15 protein-coding genes are annotated in these 17907 nt (G+C 71.5%); 3 read left to right on the top strand and 12 right to left on the bottom strand.

Annotated elements, in window-relative coordinates; all coding sequences use genetic code 11:
• Positions 1-922 precede the first annotated feature (922 nt).
• A complete protein-coding gene (locus ACLQ3F_RS01415; RefSeq protein ID WP_425845275.1) occupies positions 923-1576 on the bottom strand; it encodes a DUF2752 domain-containing protein in 654 nt (217 codons plus the stop codon).
• A gap of 4 nt (positions 1577-1580) precedes the next feature.
• A complete protein-coding gene (locus ACLQ3F_RS01410) occupies positions 1581-2810 on the bottom strand; it encodes a winged helix-turn-helix domain-containing protein (protein ID WP_425845273.1) in 1230 nt (409 codons plus the stop codon).
• A 79-nt stretch (positions 2811-2889) separates the two neighbouring features.
• Between ACLQ3F_RS01410 and ACLQ3F_RS01405 the strand changes: the two genes are divergently transcribed.
• Entirely contained in the window at positions 2890-3441 is a 552-nt protein-coding gene (locus tag ACLQ3F_RS01405) for a GNAT family N-acetyltransferase (protein WP_425845271.1), read from the top strand.
• Here the strand turns inward: ACLQ3F_RS01405 and ACLQ3F_RS01400 are convergent.
• Positions 3340-4614, bottom strand: a complete 1275-nt coding sequence (locus ACLQ3F_RS01400) for a glycosyltransferase 87 family protein (RefSeq protein ID WP_357261255.1) — start codon at positions 4612-4614, stop codon at positions 3340-3342. The two genes, ACLQ3F_RS01405 and ACLQ3F_RS01400, sit on opposite strands and share 102 nt — an antisense overlap.
• 35 nt (positions 4615-4649) lie before the next feature.
• Here ACLQ3F_RS01400 and ACLQ3F_RS01395 point away from each other — a divergent pair, with 35 nt between their 5' ends.
• On the top strand, positions 4650-5225 hold the full coding sequence (locus ACLQ3F_RS01395) for a GNAT family N-acetyltransferase (RefSeq protein WP_425845267.1): 576 nt from the start codon (positions 4650-4652) through the stop codon (positions 5223-5225).
• A 44-nt stretch (positions 5226-5269) separates the two neighbouring features.
• On the opposite strand, the gene ACLQ3F_RS01390 is transcribed toward ACLQ3F_RS01395, so the two are convergent.
• From ACLQ3F_RS01390 to ACLQ3F_RS01375, 4 genes are all read right to left on the bottom strand, one after another.
• The gene (locus tag ACLQ3F_RS01390) at positions 5270-6157 is read right to left on the bottom strand and encodes a carbohydrate ABC transporter permease (protein WP_357195253.1); all 888 of its coding nucleotides are present in this window, start codon (positions 6155-6157) and stop codon (positions 5270-5272) included.
• Between the two features lies 1 nt (position 6158).
• Positions 6159-7280, bottom strand: a complete 1122-nt coding sequence (locus ACLQ3F_RS01385; RefSeq protein WP_425845264.1) for a carbohydrate ABC transporter permease — start codon at positions 7278-7280, stop codon at positions 6159-6161.
• 77 nt (positions 7281-7357) lie between these two features.
• Positions 7358-8608, bottom strand: a complete 1251-nt coding sequence (locus tag ACLQ3F_RS01380; RefSeq protein WP_425845262.1) for a sugar ABC transporter substrate-binding protein — start codon at positions 8606-8608, stop codon at positions 7358-7360.
• 26 nt (positions 8609-8634) lie between these two features.
• On the bottom strand, positions 8635-9624 hold the full coding sequence (locus ACLQ3F_RS01375; protein WP_425845259.1) for a LacI family DNA-binding transcriptional regulator: 990 nt from the start codon (positions 9622-9624) through the stop codon (positions 8635-8637).
• Positions 9625-9769: 145 nt separating this feature from the next.
• On the opposite strand from ACLQ3F_RS01375, the gene ACLQ3F_RS01370 reads away from it, so the two are divergent.
• Positions 9770-11905, top strand: a complete 2136-nt coding sequence (locus tag ACLQ3F_RS01370; protein ID WP_425845257.1) for a glycogen debranching N-terminal domain-containing protein — start codon at positions 9770-9772, stop codon at positions 11903-11905.
• A gap of 128 nt (positions 11906-12033) precedes the next feature.
• On the opposite strand, the gene ACLQ3F_RS01365 is transcribed toward ACLQ3F_RS01370, so the two are convergent.
• The 5 genes from ACLQ3F_RS01365 to rpsO form a co-directional block, all read right to left on the bottom strand.
• Complete coding sequence (locus ACLQ3F_RS01365) at positions 12034-12504, bottom strand: GNAT family N-acetyltransferase (RefSeq protein ID WP_425845255.1); 471 nt, start codon at positions 12502-12504, stop codon at positions 12034-12036.
• Positions 12505-12614: 110 nt separating this feature from the next.
• The gene (gene dapB / locus ACLQ3F_RS01360) at positions 12615-13382 is read right to left on the bottom strand and encodes a 4-hydroxy-tetrahydrodipicolinate reductase (RefSeq protein ID WP_357208471.1); all 768 of its coding nucleotides are present in this window, start codon (positions 13380-13382) and stop codon (positions 12615-12617) included.
• Between the two features lie 159 nt (positions 13383-13541).
• Positions 13542-14966 (bottom strand): M16 family metallopeptidase, encoded by a 1425-nt coding sequence (locus ACLQ3F_RS01355; RefSeq protein WP_425845251.1) that lies wholly within the window; start codon positions 14964-14966, stop codon positions 13542-13544.
• A gap of 47 nt (positions 14967-15013) precedes the next feature.
• Positions 15014-17395, bottom strand: a complete 2382-nt coding sequence (locus tag ACLQ3F_RS01350) for a polyribonucleotide nucleotidyltransferase (RefSeq protein WP_357208165.1) — start codon at positions 17393-17395, stop codon at positions 15014-15016.
• Between the two features lie 226 nt (positions 17396-17621).
• Positions 17622-17891 carry a 30S ribosomal protein S15 gene (gene rpsO / locus ACLQ3F_RS01345; RefSeq protein ID WP_030337594.1) on the bottom strand — a complete coding sequence of 90 codons (270 nt, stop codon included), beginning with the start codon at positions 17889-17891 and terminating at the stop codon, positions 17622-17624.
• Between the last annotated feature and the right edge of the window lie 16 nt (positions 17892-17907).

Here is a 17907-nt window from a genome sequence, read left to right as displayed (position 1 = left end):
GGCCGGGGCCGGTGGCCGGGGCCGGTGGCCGGGGCCGGTGGCCGGGGCCGGTGGCCGGGGCCGGTGGCCGGGGCCGGTGGCCGGGGCCGGTGGCCGGGGCCGGTGGCCGGGGCCGGTGGCCGGGGCCGGTGGCCGGGGCCGGTGGCCGGGGCCGGTGGCCGGGGCCGGTGGCCGGGGCCGGTGGCCGGGGCCGGAGCCGGAGCCAGGGCCGGGAGCGGGAGCGGGAGCATCGTCGTCGAGACCCGAGCGGACGGTTCCGTCGGCGTCCTTTGGAGCTGAATCGTTGGCGACATCAGCCCCGGCGGATGGATGGGCCGACCAAGCCGACGACCGAGACCCGAGCGCCGCTCAGGCGCCCAAGCGACCCGAACAAGTTGAGCAGTTCGGCAGCGGCTTCCGCTCGCAAGATCGCGCAACATCCTGGATGTAGTGGCATCTGTCACGCCCGACCCCACTACATCCAGGATCGAGCGCGATCTTGGGGCGAGGCGCATCGGCTGCCGTGCGCCACGGACGCGGATATACGGGTGCCGACTAGGGTGATCGACTCGGGTTCCCGGAAGTCGGGGTATCCGGGTCAGGCGGATCGCCCAGTTTCCTGAATGCCGAGTCGATCATGGGTGTTCGGCGCAGGAGGAGACCCGTGATGTCGTAAACGAGTCAACTCCAAAGGACGCCAGGACAACGCATGCTGGCCGAGCCCGCAGCCGCCCGCCGGCCACACCCGCCCGCCGGCCCGCCGGGCGGCGGCCCATCGGGCGGCGGCCCATCGGGCGGCGGCCCATCGGGCGGCGGCAGGTCGGGCGGCGGCCCATCGGGCACTGGCGCCTCAGACGGCAGCCCCGCGGGCGGCAGCAGCGCGGCCGGTGGCAACCCGGCCGGAGCAACCCGGCCGGTAGCAGCGCGGCCGGTGGCAGCGCGGTCAGACGTAGAGCGAGGTGAACGGTGCCCAGGGCAGGTTGCGTAGCACCGAGAAGGCCAGCCACGCGGCCAGGAATCCGCCGATGACCTTCGAGCTGATCCGCAGCTCGGGTAGTCGCCAACCGAACGCCTGGTTTCCCGCCCAGGCCACAAAGAGGTACGCGAGGAACGGCAGCGCGAAGACGAACAGGAAGTGGTGCCGGGCGGCGGCCGGCAGGTCGGCGTGCAGCACGTACCAGAGCGCTCGGGTGCCACCGCAGCCCGGGCAGTCCAGCCCGGTGGTCAACTTGAGCAGGCAGGTTGGCGCGGCATCCGGGTCGGCGTAGGTCGGGTTGCTGAGCAGCGCGTAGCTCATGCCGATCGCGACGCAGCCGACCGCGGCCAGCGGCACTGCCCAGCGCGGTGAGCGTTCGTAGAGCCGCAACACGAATCGGGTGAGCCGGTCCGGCTCAGGTGCCGGGTAGCCACCTGGCGGGGTGGTCGGCCAACCCTCCGGACCCGAGCCGCCGGGACCGAAGCCGCCGGGACCAGAGCCAGCGGGACCAAAGCCGCCGGGACCGAAGCCGCCGGGACCAGAGCCACCGTCGGTCGGCACCGTGTGGACCGCGCTGGGGGCTGGGTGCGGCTGGTCGACCGGTCCGGGAGCGCTCGTCACGCGCTCACGGTACACCGGACACGCCGGCCAACGCGGCGCTGAGCGGACCAGCCAGATCGCCGGCCGCTGGCGGGGCCACCGCATCCAGGCCGAGCCAACCAGCCAGGCGGTACAGCTCGGCGGCGAGCGCGACGGCGGTCTCCCCCGGGTCGGCGCCGGGTTCGAGCCAGGCGGCCGGCACGAGCAGCACCCCGGCCTTCCGGTCGGCCTTCAGGTCGACCCGGGCGGTGAACCGGTCGCCCTGCAGGAACGGCAACACGTAGTAGCCGTAGACCCGCTGTGGCGCCGGGACGTAGATCTCGATCCGGTAGGTGAAGTCGAACAGCCGCTCGGTGCGGGCGCGTTCCCAGATCAGCGGATCGAAGGGGCTGACCAGTGTGTTGCCCCGCACCCAACGCGGCAACCGGGCGGACGCGTGCAGCCACGCCGGCTGTCGCCAGCCCGCCACGGTGACCGGCACCAGCTCCCCGGCCTCGGCCAGTTCGGCGACGGCCTGCCGGGCGCCGGCAAGCGGCAACCGGAAGTAGTCGCGCAGCTCCGGCTCGGCGGCGATCCCGAGGGATCGCGCGGCGAGCGATACCAGCGTCCGGTACGCCTCGGCGTCGGTCGGGGTGGGCGCGGCCAGCACCGCCGCTGGCAGGACCCGCTCGGGCAGGTCGTAGCGGCGGGCGAAGGAGGTGCTGCGCTCGGCGGCGGTCACCTCGCCGGCCCAGAACAGGAACTCCAACGCGCGCTTGACCGCCGACCAGTTCCACCCCCAGTTGCCGGTCTCGCGGGGGGCGTCGTGCTCGATCTCGGCAGCGGTCAGCGGCCCCCGGGCGGCCACCTCGTCGCGGACCCAGGCGACCAGCTCCGGCTGCTCCTGGGCGATCCGCCGCATGCCGCCCCAGGATTCGCTGTGCGCCCGGGCCATTCGCCAGCGCAGCATCGGGTGCAGCTCCACCGGGACCAGCGACGCCTCATGGCCCCAGTATTCGAACAGGTCACGCGGGCGTCGGTAGGCGGCCTGGTCGAGCAACGTGGTCGGATAGGGCCCGAGCCGGCTGTAGAGCGGCAGGTAGTGCGCGCGTTGCAGCACGTTGACCGAGTCCATCTGGATCAGCCCGACCCGGCCCAGCACGCGACGCAGGTGCCGGCGGGTGGGCATGCCCGTCGGCGCCGGGTCGGCGAAGCCCTGGGCGGCGAGCGCCACACGGCGGGCCTGGGCGAGAGAGAGTGATTCCGGCGCGGTCATCGTCGGCGACCTTAATTCATCGGTACGACGTCGGTGCGGGAAGCTGGACGTGACGACCAACGGGGCATAGAACGGTGCAATGCTGACCATCCGTCGGGAGGAGCCGGACGACGCCGAGGCGGTCGCCCGGGTACACGTGCACGGCTGGCAGGCGGGCTACGCCGGCTTCATGCCGGACGAGGTGCTCGGGCGGCTCAACGTGGTGGCCTGGGCGCAGCGTCGTCGCGACGTCGGCACCGCCGACCCGGAACACCCGTTCATCACCCTGCTCGGCGAGATGGACGGGGCGGTGGTGGGCTTCACCACCTTCGGGCCGTACCGCCGCAACCAGGAACGGGACGACCTGGACCCGACGGTCGGCGAGGTGGTGGCGCTCTACGTGGAGCCGGCCCACTGGGGTGACGGGACCGCGGCGGCGTTGCTGGACGCCGCCCAATGCGGGCTCACCGAGCGGGGCTGGGCCGACTACCGGGCGTGGGTGCTGGCGGACAACCTACGTGCCCGGCGGTTCTGCGAACGCGCCGGCCTGTCACCGGACGGTGAGCGGTCGACCTACCAGGTGCCGCTGGCCGGTGGGGGCCCGCCGGTCGGGCTGGTCGAGCTGCGGTACGCCGGACGCCTCGACGGTTGACCCGTTCGGGGTCAGCCACCGGCGGATCGGCAGGAAGGCCAACAGCGCGAGACTGATCCACACGTAGGCGTTGCTGCCCAGGAAGCCGTCGACGCCGGTGAAGTCCTTTTCCCACACCCAGACGGTACGGCTGATCAGCAGCGCGTACCCGATGGTCGCGGCGACCAGCAGGACCCGCCGTCGGCGGCCGGCCGGCGCGGCCATCGCGTTGTCGACGAGCAGGATCAACGCGGGCAGCAGCCAGACCAGATGGTGCACCCAGGTGACCGGGCTGACCAGGCACATCACCGCGCCGGTGAGCGCCAGGCCGGTCGCCTCGTCGCCGGCCGCGACGGCGGCCCGGGACCGCCAGGCCCAGAGCGCCAGGGTGCCGAGCACCAGCAGCAGCCACAGCACTGTGCTCGGGTGCTCCGGGTCGAGCCGGGCGACCACCCCGCGCAGCGACTGGTTGGAGACGAAGGCCAACTCGCCCACTCGTCCGGTGTTCCACAGGGCCTCGGTCCAGAACTCCCGGGACGCGTCCGGGAAGAGCGCGGCGGCCAGCAACGACACCCCGGCGGCGGTGCCGCTGGCGGTGAGCGCCGCCCGCCACCGCCCGGTCACCAGCAGGTAGACGATGAACACGCCGGGGGTCAGTTTGATCGCCGTGGCGAGGCCGATGCCCACCCCGGTCCACCGGTTGCCGGCCGGCATCAGCCGCAGCAGGTCCACCGCCACCAGGAAGAGCAGCAGCGTGTTGACCTGGCCGAAGTTGACGGTCTCCCGCATTGGTTCGAACGCGGCGGCCAGGCACAGCGCCACGGCGAGGGCGAACCACCGGGTCCACCCGGCGCGGCGGGCGATCGGGTCGACGAGCCACCAGATCAGCACCGTGGTGGTGGCCACGCTGGCGAGGACGCTCACCACAATCGCGGCCGTCCACGGCAGGTACGCCATCGGCAGCATGACCAGGGCGGCGAACGGCGGGTAGGTGAAGCCGTACTGCGTGTTCGGCTTGAGGTAGTCGTAGATCTCTCCGCCGTCGTGCACCCACCACGTCAACGCGCCGTAGTAGACCTTCAGGTCGAAGAAGCCGTGCCGCACGGCAGCGACGGCGAGGAACCCGGTGACCGCCGCGGCGAGCACCACCACCCCGACGACCTGCGCGGTCGTCCTGTTGGCACCCTGCGCCACCGTCGTCTCCCCCGCCCTGCGTAGGCTTCCGTCCCATGGCTCTCGGGTACGTCCGCCCGGCGCGTCCCGAGGACGCCGGCGAGATCGCACGCATCCAGCTCGCGACCTGGCGGGTCGCGTACCGCCGGATCCTGCCTCGGCATGTGCTCGACAACCTGGACGAGGCGTTCCTCGCCCGGCGGTGGAGCGCCGCCGTGCTGGAGCCGCCCTCGGGCGCGCACCGGGTGCTGGTCGCCGTCGAACAGGCCGAGCAATCGTATCTGGTGGGGTTCGCCGCGTCCGGCCCGGCCGACGGCGAGGCTCTCGCCCCCGGTGAGCCGGCCGACGCGCTCGGCTCGGATGTGGCCGCGGTGACCGACCTCCTGGTGGAGCCGCGATGGGGTCGGCGCGGGCACGGCAGTCGGCTGCTCGCCGCCGCCGTCGACCTGTGGCGGGAGGACGGCATGAGTCGGGCGGTGGCCTGGGCGTTCGACGGTGACGAGGCGACCCGGAAGTTCCTCACCAGCACCGGCTGGGAGCCCGACGGCGCGGCCCGGGCGCTTGACGTCGACGACATGCTGGTGCCTCAGGTGCGCCTGCACGTGGCCGTTCCGGCCGACAAGGTCGAGTGACCGAAGCGGCGGCCCCACGGTCGGGGCCGCCGTACCGAACCGGGTCAGCCCTTGTCGGAGCCGTCGTTGGCGTCGCGGACGAAGTACCGCTGGAACACCACGAAGATGATCGCCACCGGGATGGTGGCCAGTAGCGCGGCGCCGAGCTTGAGCGGGTACTGGGTGCCCTTGCCGAGGGAGCCGCTGACCAGGTCGGCCAGTCCGCGCGGCAGGGTGAACAGGTCCGGGTCCTGCACCGACACCAGGCTGTGTGGGAACTCGTTCCAGGAGCCCTGGAACGACAGGATGGTCAGGGTGATCAGCGCCGGTTTCGCCATCGGCAGCACCACCGACCAGAAGGTACGGAAGATGCTCGCCCCGTCGATCCGGGCGGCCTCCTCGACACTCACCGGGATCGACTCGAAGAACTGTTTCATGATGAACACGCCCGCCGCGTCGGCCAGCAGCGGCACCACCAGGCCGGCGTAGCTGTTGTAGAGGCCGAGCTGGTTGAGCACCAGGAACTTCGGGATGAGCAGCACCACCCCGGGCACCGCCATCACCGCGATGACTGCGGCGAACAGCCCGCCACGGCCGGCGAACCGCAGCCGGGCCAGCGCGTACCCGGCGAGCGAGTCGAAGAACACCCGGCCGAGGGTGACCAGCACCGTCACCAGCAGCGAGTTGCCCAGCCACAGCGGGAAGTTGGTGCCGGCAAAGATCCGTTCGAAGCCGGCAAGTGTGAGCGGGTCCGGGAACGGTGACAGCGGGTTCGCCGCCGCGTCGGGCTCGGTCTTGAGCGAGTTGCCGAGCTGGATGACGAACGGGTAGAGGAACACCAGCCCGAAGAAGACGAGTGTGGCGTACCCCAGGAAGCGGGTGGCGAGGGTGCGGGCCGCGCGCTGGTGTCGCCGCGCGGGCGCCGCCGCCGGGCGGTCGGTGAGCACTGCCATCTCAGGACCTCTCCGGTACGCGTCGACGCCGCCAGCCGCGTCGCGGCCGGTCGGTGTCCCGCTCGGCCAGCGCCCGGCGCTGGATCAGGGTGAGCACGATGATGATCAGGAACAGGACGAACGAGATCGCCGCGCCGGAGCCGTAGTCGAAGTCCCGGAAGGCGGTCCGGTACGACAGGTACGCCGGGGTGAGCGTGGTCTTGGCCGGGTCGCCCTGGCTCATCACGTACACCTGGTCGAAGACCTGCCAGGAGCCGATCATGCCGAGGGTGAGCACCAGGAAGGTGGTGGGTCTGATCATCGGCAGGGTGACGTACCGGAAGCGCTGCCACCGGGACGCGCCGTCGAGGGTGCTGGCCTCGTCAAGCGTGACCGGCACGTTCTGCAGCCCGGCGAGGAACATCAGCATGAAGGTGCCGGACGTGGTCCAGACGACCAACGTGATGATCGACATCATTGCCACGCTCGGGCCGGCCAACCAGTCCCACCAGGTCAGCCCGAACGGGCCGCCGTCGGTCAGTGCCGCCGGTGGCGACTCCACGCCGACCGCGCCGAACAGCAGGTGCAGCACGCCCCGGGAGTCGGCGAACCACTCCGGGCCGTCGATGCCGAAGAAGCCGAGCAGCGCGTTGACCGCGCCGGAGTTGGCGAAGAGGAACAGGAACACCACGCTGATCGCGACCGAACTGGTGACCGAGGGGAAGTAGAAGGCGCTGCGGAAGAAGCTCTTGCCCTTGAGCATCCGGTTGTTGACGACCAACGCCAGCCCGAGCGCGAGCACTGTCTGCGCCGGCACCACGATCGCCACGTAGTAGATGTTGTTGCGGATGCTCGTCATGAAGTCGCGGCGGGCCAGCCCGTCCTCGGTGAACAACTGGGTGTAGTTGTGGCCGCCGACGAACGGGACGTCGCCGGTGAACGGGCTGCCCTGGCCGTTCCAGTCGGTGAGGCTGACCCAGAGCGCCATCAGGATCGGCAGCAGCAGGAACAGCCCCAGAATGACGATCACCGGCGCGACGAAGAGCCAGCCGGCGAGGTTCTCGTTGCTGCGGATGCCGCCCCTGCGTCGGCGGGGGCCCGACTCGGGCGCGGTCGCCGCGGCGGTCAGTGTCTCGGTTGCCATCTTCCCTCCCTCCCTCCCTCTCTCCGGCCGACGTGCGGCGGGGGCCCCGGTGATCCCCCGGGGCCCCCGCCGTCACCTCAGCTGCCGCCGAGCGCCGCCTTGGCGTTCTTGTCGAAGTTCTGCAGGATGGTCTTCGGGTCGCCGTTGGTCAGCCCCTGCAGACCGGTGTCGAGGTCCTTGAGGACGCTGTCCATCTTCGGGGCGTTCACCGGGCCCTGGGCGTACGCGGCGCCGTCGATGAACACCTTGTCGGCCGGGAAGGCGGCGGTGTACTGCTCGCCCGCCGACTGCCGGGACGGCATGACGCCGAACGCCTTGGCGAAGGTCATCTGCTGCTCGCCGCTGGTCATCGCCTCGACGAACTTGATCGCCTGGTCCTTGTGCTTGCTCTTGGCGGCAACACCCCAGCACTGGGTGAAGGAGAGGGTGCCCTGCCCCTTGGGGCCGGCCGGCAGCGCCACGACCTTGTACTTCACGTTCGGGAAGTCGTTCTGCAGGGCACCCTTGATCCAGTTGCCCTCGATGGTCATCACGGCCTTGCCCTTGCCGAACGCCTCACCGGACCAGCCGGCGTCGAGCTGCTTCGGGTACTTGGCCAGACCGGTGGTGAGCATGGTCTTCACGTACTGGAGGGCGGCCAGGTTCTCCGGGGTGTCCGCCGTGGGCTGCTTGCCGTCCTTGCTGGTCAGCCAGCCACCGTTCTGCACCATGAAGGCGCCGATCCGGTCCCGGGTGTCACCGATGGCCAGCGGGACCTGCCCCTTCGCCTTGATCTTCTGGGCGACCGCGGTGAGCTGGTCCCAGGTCGTCGGCACGTCGGCGTCGGTCAGCCCGGCCCTGGTCCAGAGGTCAGTGTTGATCTGGAGGGCCAGGGTCGAGAAGTCCTTCGGCGCGCAGTAGAGCTTGCCGTCGTACGTGAAGGCGGTGCGCAGGCTCTCGTAGAAGTCGCCCGGGTTGCTGACCTTGTCGCCGTACGGCTCAAGGGCGCCGACGCTCGCGTAGTTGGCGAACTGGGCCGCGTCCACGTAGAAGACGTCCGGCGGGGTGCCGCCGGCGAGAGCCTGACCGAGCTGCTGGGTGAGGTCCTGCGCCGGGGTGACAGTCGCGGTGTTGCCGGAGCTGCCGGCCCACTTCGCGGCGGCGTCCTGCACCGCCTTGGTCTCGGCCTCGCCGGACGAGCCGATCAGGATCTGCAGGCTGGCCGGCCCGCTGGACTGGGCGGTGTCGCCGGAGGAGTCGTCGAAGCCGCTGCCGCAGGCGGCGGAGCCGAGGAGGGCGACGGCGGCGAGGCCGGCCACCGCTGCCCGGGTGATTGTTCGGGGTGCCATGGTTTCTCCTGGTGGGGGGTGTGGGACTACGCGGTGTGCCGCAGCGCCAGCGAGGGCTGGAGCAGCACGGGGGTAGGGGTCTCGTGGTCGCCGTCGAGGACCCCGGTGAGCAGGTCCACGCAGCGGGCGGCGGCGTCGCCGAGCGGTTGGCTGACGCTCGTCAGCCCGACCGCGGCGGCCACCGGCGTGTCGTCGAAGCCGATCACCGACACCTGCGGGTCGACGCCGCGGATCGCCTGGAGCGCACCGAGGGCGAGTGAGTCGCTGGCGCAGACCACGGCGCTCGGCGCCACGGCGACGAGCAGGTCACGCATCAGCCGCTCCCCCTCGGCGATGCCGTCCTCGGTCTCCCGGTGCAGCCCGGTCGGGTCGACGCCGGCTTCGCGCAGCGCGTCGCGCCAGCCGGCCCTCCGGTCGTCGCCGACGCCGGAGCCGTCGGGCCAGCCGATGAAGGCGATCCGCCGGTGGCCGGCGTCCAGCAGGCGCCGGGTGGCCTGGGCGGTGCCGGCGGCGCCGTCCACGTCCACCCAGGGGTGCGCGTCGAGCGCGTCCCACGGGCGGCCGAAGGTCACGAACGGTACGTCCCGGTCGGCGAGCCATTCGGTACGCGGGTCGCCGTACTTGGTGCCCACCAGCACGAACGCGTCCAACTCGTAGGTGCCGAGCAGGTCGCCGTAGGTGGCGATCTCCCGTTCGTCGTCGGTGGCGGTGTAGAGCAGCACCCGGTAGCCGGCGGCGTCGGCGGTCTCGGTGAGGCCGTGCAGGAAGCGGTCGAGCACGGAGCCGTTGATGCCGTCGCGGGTCGGGTCGATGCGGGCGGCGATGAGGCGGGACCGGCCGGTACGCATCTGTCGGGCGGCCTGGTTGGCCCGGTAGCCGAGCGCGTTGATCGCGTCCTGGACCCGCTGACGGGTCTCCTGCCGCACGATGTGCGGGCTGTTGAGGACGTTGGACACGGTCTGCCGGCTGACTCGGGCGTGCCGGGCCACCGTCGCGATGGTCACCTTTTCGGCCACTTAATCCCTCTCGCCATCTTGAACGATCCAATTTGGATAAGGCAGGATTGGATCGTTCAAGTTTCTGGAATGTTTCGCACTTTGCACCGCCAGGGGCGCGTTGTCAAGATGGCCGCCCCGCACCCCGAGGATCTGGAGCCACACCGTGATCGAACGCCAGCTGCAACCCCTCCTGCACGAGTTGGTAGGGGTGGTCTTCGCCCCGACCAGCGCGCTGGGGGACGCGACCGGGCAGATCCGCCCGACCGGCGTCCAGGGCGTCTTCCACGCCGACGCCCGGGTGCTCTCCCGCGCCGAGCTGCGGGTCGACGAACGGGAACTCGAGGGGCTGACCCGCGGCGACGACGGCCCACACGGTGCACGCTTCGTCGGCCTGGCCCGCTGGCTCGGCGACCCCACCCCCGACCCGACGGTCCGCGTCGACCGCCTGCGCCGGGCCACCCGCAACGGCCTCACCGAGGAGCTGCGGGTCGTCTCCACCGCCACTGTCGACGTAAACGCCACCGTCACCGTCGACCTCGGCTGCGACCTCGCACCCATCGAGGCCGTCAAGTCCGGTAGCGCCGCCGCCGCGCTGGAGGCCAAGACCGGCCAGCCGGGCGTGCTCACCTGGTCGGGAGCGGGAATCACAGTCACCGTCACCGCGTCCGGCGCGGACGTGCTGGCCGACGCCGAGCGTGCGACCGCGCCACGACTGGCGTGGCCGGTTCACCTGCCTCCCGGCGGCGAGACCGTGCTGCGCTGGCAGTTGACCGTCGAGGACCCGCGCGCCGTCGTCGTCGGCCCAGCCGGCGAGCCAGAGTGGTCCCGACCCGAGGTGACCGCCGACGACCGCCGCCTCGTCCGACTGCTGGACCGCAGCCTCGACGATCTGCGCGGCCTCCGACTGGCCGAGACCGGCGCACCCGGGGACGTGTTCCTCGCCGCCGGCGTGCCCTGGTTCCTCACCCTGTTCGGCCGGGACAGCCTCTGGGCCGCCCGGATGATGCTGCCGCTCGGCACCGACCTGGCCGCCGGCACCCTGCGCGTACTCGCCCGCCGGCAGGGCACCCGGCTCGACACGGCGACCGGCGAAGCCCCCGGCAAGATCCTGCACGAGCTGCGCCGACACGAGTTCACCGTGCCCGGCAACGGCCTGCGCCTTCCGCCGGCGTACTACGGCACCGTCGACGCCACGATGCTCTGGGTCAACCTGCTGCACGACGCGTGGCGCTGGGGCATGCCCGCCGAGCAGGTCGAGCCCCTGCTGCCGCACCTGGAGGCGGCTCTGCGCTGGCTCGGCGAGCACGCCGACCCGGACGGCGACGGCCTGGTCGAGTACGTCGACACCACCGGACACGGGCTGTCCAACCAGGGTTGGAAGGACTCCGGTGACGCCGTCCGATTCCGCGACGGCACCCTGGCCACCGCGCCGATCGTGCTGGCCGAGGTACAGGGTTACGCGCACGAGGCGGCCGTGAACGGAGCCGCCCTCCTGGACGCCTTCGGCCGACCGGACGCCGACCGCTGGCGCGAGCACGCCGCCGCGCTTGTCGGCCGGTTCCGCAGGAGCTTCTGGGTCGACGGCCGCCACGGCCCGCAGCCGGCGCTCGCCCTCGACCGCGACAAGCGCCCGGTCGACTCGCTGACCAGCAACATCGGCCACCTGCTCGGCACCGGCCTGCTCGACCGGGACGAGGAAGCCCAGGTCGCGCACCTGCTCACCACGGACACCATGGCCGCCGGGTTCGGGCTGCGGACCATGTCCAGCGACGACGCCGGCTTCAGCCCACTGTCGTACCACTGTGGCTCGATCTGGACCCACGACACAGCCATCGTGCTCGGCGGGCTGGCCCGCGCGGGGCACCGGGAGGCCGCGCTCGGCCTGACCGAGGGGCTGCTCAGCGCGGCCGAGGCGTTCGACTACCGGATGCCGGAGCTGTACGGCGGCGACGACCGCTCACTGCTGAACCGGCCGGTGCCGTACCCGGCCGCGTGCCGACCGCAGGCGTGGGCCGCTACGGGTGCGGTGCTGCTGCTCCAGGCCGCCGCGGGGCTCTACCCGGACGTGCCGGGCGGCACGGTCCGACTGGCACCCCTGGCGGGAGCAGAGTTGGGTGCCGTGGCGGTCGACGGCCTCCGCGTGGCCAACACCCCGGTACACGTGTCTGTCGACCGTACCGGCGAAGCCACAGTCACCAACCTCCCCACCCCGCTAACCCCAACCCCAACCCCAACCCCAACCCCAACCCCAACTCTCCCTACCCAACGCCGCCCAAAAACCCCAACCCACCCCGCCTAACCCGTCCCCACCCGACCCCTCCCCACCCCCCGCGGGTCGATCATGGAGTTGTGGTGGGCGACAGCTCCGTGTACGCCCCTTTTGTGGGGCACCACAACTCCATGATCGACGCCGGCCCAGGCCCGCCGTCAGGGGGTTCGTTCGGCGATCAGCTCTTCGTCGTCGACCGCGCCTGTCGGGTGGAAGCCCAGGGACTCGTAGAGGGCGGCAGCCTGGGTGTTGTCGGGGTGGTACGAGAGGCGGACCGGGGGGTTGCCCTCTCGGGCCGCCAGCCAGGGAGCGAGGGTCTGCACGGTGGCCCTGCCGACGCCCCGGCCCTGCTCGGCGGCGTCGATCAGCATGCCGCCGATCCAGTGCGAGCCGTCGTCGTCCACGCCCCACATGACGTGACCGACGACGGTCTCGTCGGCGTACACCGCGAGCGAGTTCCACACCTCGGAGCGGGTGCTCAGCAGCAGATAGCGCGCGCCCAGCGCGGCCACGAAGCGGCGCTGGTCGTCGCGCGGGGCGACGTCGGCCACCGCACGCCAGTTGTCGTCGTCTACCGGCCGCAGCGTCACTCGCCGCCCGCGCCGGTCCAGGTGTCCACCATCAATCATCGGCGGATGCTACCCGGTCCGCGTGCAGAGATCTTGGACAGTTTCCGTCAGCGCGTGACGGTAACTGTCCAAGATCTGCGCCAGGAACGAGGGAGCGGGAAGGTCTGAGCTCAGTCGAGCAGGGCGTCCAGGCCGACGGTGAGGCCGGGGCGGTTGCGCACCGCGCGGACGGCCAGCAGCACACCCGGCATGAACGACACCCGGTCGTACGAGTCGTGCCGGATGGTCAGCGTCTCGCCGGTACCGCCGAACAGCACCTCCTGGTGGGCCACCAGGCCGGTGGCGCGCACCGCGTGGACGCGTACCCCGTCGATGTCGGCGCCGCGCGCACCCGGCACCTCGTCCTTCGTGGCGTCCGGCACCGGGCCGAGGCCGGCCTCGGCGCGGGCACGGGCGATCTGCCGGGCGGTGTGGGTGGCGGTGCCACTCGGGGCGTCCAGCTTGCGCGGGTGATGCTGCTCGATGATCTCGACGGACTCGAAGTGTCGGGCGGCCCGCGCGGCGAACTGCATCATCAGCACCGCGCCGATACCGAAGTTCGGGGCGATGACCACGCCCACCTCGGGCCTGTCGGCCAGCCAGCCGCGCACCTGCTCCAGCCGCTGCTCGGTGAAGCCGGTCGTGCCGACCACCGCGCTGATGCCCTGCTCGATGCACCACTGGAGGTTGTCCATGACGACGTCCGGCGTGGTGAAGTCGACGACCACCTCGGCGGTGGAGACGGCGGAGCGGTCGTCACCCTGGTCGATCGACGCCACCAGGGCGAGGTCGTCGGCGGCGTCGACCGCCTTGCAGACCTCGATGCCCATCCGGCCACGGGCACCGAACACGCCGACCCGCACCAGCCCGGCGGGGGTCTTCTCCTGCTCGTCAGTCACGGGGCACAACCTATCCCAATCGGGACGGGCCCTTCCGGCCGGATCCGGGGCATCCACCCGCCGGGATGCCACGCCCGAAAGGGCCTCACCGCGCTGCGGCAGAAGGACTCGGGCCGCGCTGGGGACGGAAGGATTCAGCCCGCGCGACGGCGGAAGGATTCAGACCGCGAAGTCGCCCGCACCGAAGGGGCCTACCACGGCCAACGACATCGGCCGGCTGAGCAGCTCGGCGGCGAGCACGTTCACGTCCTCCACGGTGACCTCGTCGACCCGGCGGAGCAGCTCGTCGACAGGCATCAGGTCGCCGTAGAGCAGCTCACCCTTGGCCAGGCGGCTCATCCGGGAACCGGTGTCCTCCAGGCCGAGCACGAACGAGCCCTTGCTCATCCCCTTGCCCCGGGCCACCTCGGCCTCGGTCAAGCCGTCGGCGGCCACCCGGGCCAACTCGGCGCGGGTCAGGGCCAGCACCTCGTCCACCTTGCCCGGCGCGCAGCCGGCGTAGACGGCGAACAGGCCGGTGTCGGCGTACTGGCTGGCGTAGGAGTACACCGAGTACGCGAGGCCACGCTGCTCGCGGATCTCCTGGAACAGGCGGCTGGACATGCCACCGCCGAGCACGTTGTTGAGCACCCCGAGGGCGAACCGCCGATCGTCGAGCCGGTCGATGCCGGGGCAGCCGAGGATGACGTGTGCCTGCTCGGTCTCCTTCGGCTCCACCACCGTGGTCGCCGGCTTGGTGCGTACCGCCGGGGTCGCCGCGCGGTGCGGCGCCGGGCTGGCCGGGTCGCTGTCCAGCGGGGTTCCGCGCACGGCCTGACGGACCATCTTGACCACAGCGGCGTGGTCGAGGTTGCCGGCGGCGGCGATGACGATCTGCGGCGCGGTGTAGCGACCCCGGTAGAAGGTCTGGATCTGCCGCCTGGTCATCGGGGTGACGGTCTCCGCGGTGCCGGAGATCAGCCGGCCCAGCGGGTGATCGCCGTAGACGGCCTGGACGAAGAGGTCGTGCACCTCGTCACCCGGCTCGTCGTCGTGCATGGCGATCTCCTCCAGGATCACGCCACGCTCGGTCTCGACGTCGGCCGGCTCCAACAGCGAGTCCGCTACCAGGTCGCACATCACGTCGATCGCCAGCGGCAGGTCCTCGTCCAGCACGCGGGCGTAGTAGCAGGTGTATTCCTTCGTGGTGAAGGCGTTCGTCTCGCCACCCACCGCCTCGATCTGCGAGGAGATCTCCAGTGCGGTGCGCTTGTTGGTGCCCTTGAACAGCAGGTGTTCGAGGAAGTGCGCGGCACCGGCCTGCGGGCCGGTCTCGTCACGCGAGCCGACCGCCACCCAGATGCCGAACGAGACGCTGCGCATCGCCGGGATCGCCTCGGTGAGGACGCGCAGGCCGCTGGGCAGCACGGTACGACGTACCGTGCCGCCCAGCGGGTCGTCGCTGAGCGTCCGGGTCACCGCGCGGGCGGTGCCGCCGGAGCGGCCCGCCCCGGTGTCCCGAACTCGACTCGCTTGGCTGGCCCGCCAGCCGGGGGCCACCCCCCGTCGATCCGGTGGAAACGGCGCGCTGATGGCCCGACTCACGACTTGCTCCCGGTTCGACGAGGGGTGGGTGATGCGTTGTGCGACGGTCAGCTGTGCCGGGTCCGACGGCGCGGACGCTCGCCGCCCTCGCCACCCTCGCCGCCGCCACCCTCGCCGCCGCGCTCCGGGCCACGCCCGCCACGGTCGCCGCCACGCTCGCGGTCGCCACGGTCACGCGGAGCCCGGTCGCCCCGGTCCCGACCAGCCGGCCGGTCGCCAGCGGCGGCCTCACCGGCGGCCGGAGCCTCGGTGCCCTCCGGGCGGACCTTGTCGAGGTAGATCTTGCCGCGGGCGTCGATGTCCGCGATCTCGACCTCGACCCGGTCACCGACGTTGAGGAAGTCCTCGACGCGCTCGACCCGCTTGCCGTCGCCCACCTTGGAGATGTGCAGCAGGCCGTCACGGCCCGGCAGGAGCGAGATGAACGCGCCGAACGCGGCGGTCTTGACCACAGTGCCGAGGAACCGCTCGCCCTGCTTCGGCAGCGTCGGGTTGGCGATGCCGTTGATCCGGTCGACGGCCGCCTGGGCCGACGGGCCGTTGGTGGCGCCGACGTAGATCGTGCCGTCGTCCTCGATGGAGATCTCGGCGCCGGTCTCGTCCTGGATCGCGTTGATGGTCTGCCCCTTCGGGCCGATCACCATGCCGATCTTGTCCACCGGGATCTTGACGGTGGTGACCCGCGGCGCGTAGTCGGACATCTCGGCCGGAGCCTCGATCGCCGCCTTCATGACGCCGAGGATGATCTGCCGGGCCTCGTTCGCCTGCTGCAACGCGGCGGCCAGCACGTCCGACGGGATGCCGTTGAGCTTGGTGTCGAGCTGGAGCGCGGTGACGAACTCCGGCGTGCCGGCGACCTTGAAGTCCATGTCACCGAACGCGTCCTCGGCACCGAGGATGTCGGTCAGCGTCACGTACTGGGTCTTGCCGTCCACCTCGTCGGAGATGAGCCCCATCGCGATGCCGGCGACCGGCGCCTTCAGCGGAACACCCGCGGAGAGCAGGCCCAGCGTCGACGCGCAGACCGAACCCATCGAGGTGGAGCCGTTGGAGCCGAGCGCCTCCGACACCTGCCGGATGGCGTACGGGAACTCCTCGCGCGACGGCAGCACCGGGATCAGCGCGCGCTCGGCGAGGGCGCCGTGGCCGATCTCGCGACGCTTCGGCGAGCCGACCCGGCCGGTCTCACCGGTCGAGTACGGCGGGAAGTTGTAGTTGTGCATGTAGCGCTTGCGGTTCTCGGGGGACAGCGTGTCCACCATCTGCTCCATGCGGAGCATGTTCAGCGTGGTGACGCCCAGGATCTGGGTCTCGCCCCGCTCGAACAGCGCCGAACCGTGCACCCGGGGCAGCACGCCGACCTCGGCGGTCAGCGCCCGTATGTCGCGCGGGCCACGCCCGTCCATGCGGACCTGCTCGCGCAGCACGCGGTTGCGCACCTCGGACTTGGTCAGCGACCGGAAGGCAGCGCTGAGCTCCTTCTCCCGACCCTCGAACCGAGCGCCCAGCTCCTCGGCGACCCGAGCCTTGACCCGGTCCAGGGCCTCCTCGCGGTCGGCCTTGCCGGCGATGGTGATCGCCTCGGCCACGTCACCGCGAGCGAACTCGGCGACGGCGTCGTAGATGTCGTCCTGGTAGTCCAGGAAGACCGGGAACTCGGTGACCGGCTTGGCGGCGACCTCGGCCAGCTCGCTCTGCGCGCGGCACAGCTCGCGGATCGCCGGCTTGGCGGCCTCCAGGCCGCTGGCGACGACCTCCTCGGTCGGGGCGGTGGCACCGGCCGAGATGAGGGCGACGGCGTTCGGGGTGGCCTCGGCCTCGACCATCATGATCGCGACGTCGCCGTCCTCGAGCGTGCGGCCAGCCACGACCATGTCGAAGGTGGCGCGAGCCAGCTCCTCAAGGGTCGGGAAGGCGACCCACTGGCCGTCGATGTGGGCGACGCGGGTCGCACCGATCGGGCCGGAGAACGGCAGGCCGGAGAGCTTGGTCGACATCGAGGCGGCGTTGATCGCCACGACGTCGTACGGGTGCTGCGGGTCGAGCGCGAGGATGGTCTCGACGACCTGGACCTCGTTGCGCAGGCCCTTGACGAAGGACGGGCGCAGCGGCCGGTCGATCAGCCGGCAGGTGAGGATCGCGTCCTCGCTGGGCCGACCCTCACGGCGGAAGAACGAGCCGGGGATGCGGCCCGCGGCGTACATCCGCTCCTCGACGTCGACGGTCAGCGGGAAGAAGTCGAACTGCTCCTTCGGGTGCTTACCGGCGGTCGTGGCGGAGAGAACAACCGTCTCGCCCAGCTGGGCGATGACGGAACCGGCGGCCTGGCGAGCCAGCCGACCGGTGGAGAAGGTGATCTCGCGGGTGCCGAAGGACCCGTTGTCGATCACGGCGGTGCGGGATTCGGTGCCGAGTTTGGTCTCGGTCATGTGCTGTCGTGCTCCTTCGCGTCGTGGGCCCACGACATCGGGGAGCTGCTCAGCCGGCCGGTCTTCGATCGAAGCGCCCGGGTGGCCGGCATGATGCCGGGTTCCCGGGGGCCACTACCGGAGACCGGTACGCTGACCGGCTCCCTCTCGGGTGGTCGCGCGGCCCGTGTTTCTTCAGGTGGGACGCGGTGCGGGGGAGTAGCCGAGCGGCCACTCCCCCGTCACGTCACCGGCGCAGACCGAGCCGCTCGATGAGCGACCGGTAGCGGGCAATGTCCTTCTTCTGGACGTAGTTGAGCAACCGACGGCGACGGCCGACCAGCAGCAGCAGCCCACGGCGGCTGTGGTGGTCGTGCTTGTGCACCTTCAGGTGCTCGGTCAGCTCGGCGATCCGCTTGGTGAGGACCGCTACCTGGACCTCCGGCGAACCGGTGTCGCCCTCGGCGGTCGCGTACTCCGCGCGGATGCTGGCCTTGGCTTCCTGATCGAGCGCCATGTTCTCCCTGTTTCGA

This window comes from Micromonospora sp. DT15 (assembly GCF_049841475.1).
Lineage (GTDB): Bacteria > Actinomycetota > Actinomycetes > Mycobacteriales > Micromonosporaceae > Micromonospora.
This window is presented reverse-complemented; position numbering and strand designations above follow the sequence as displayed.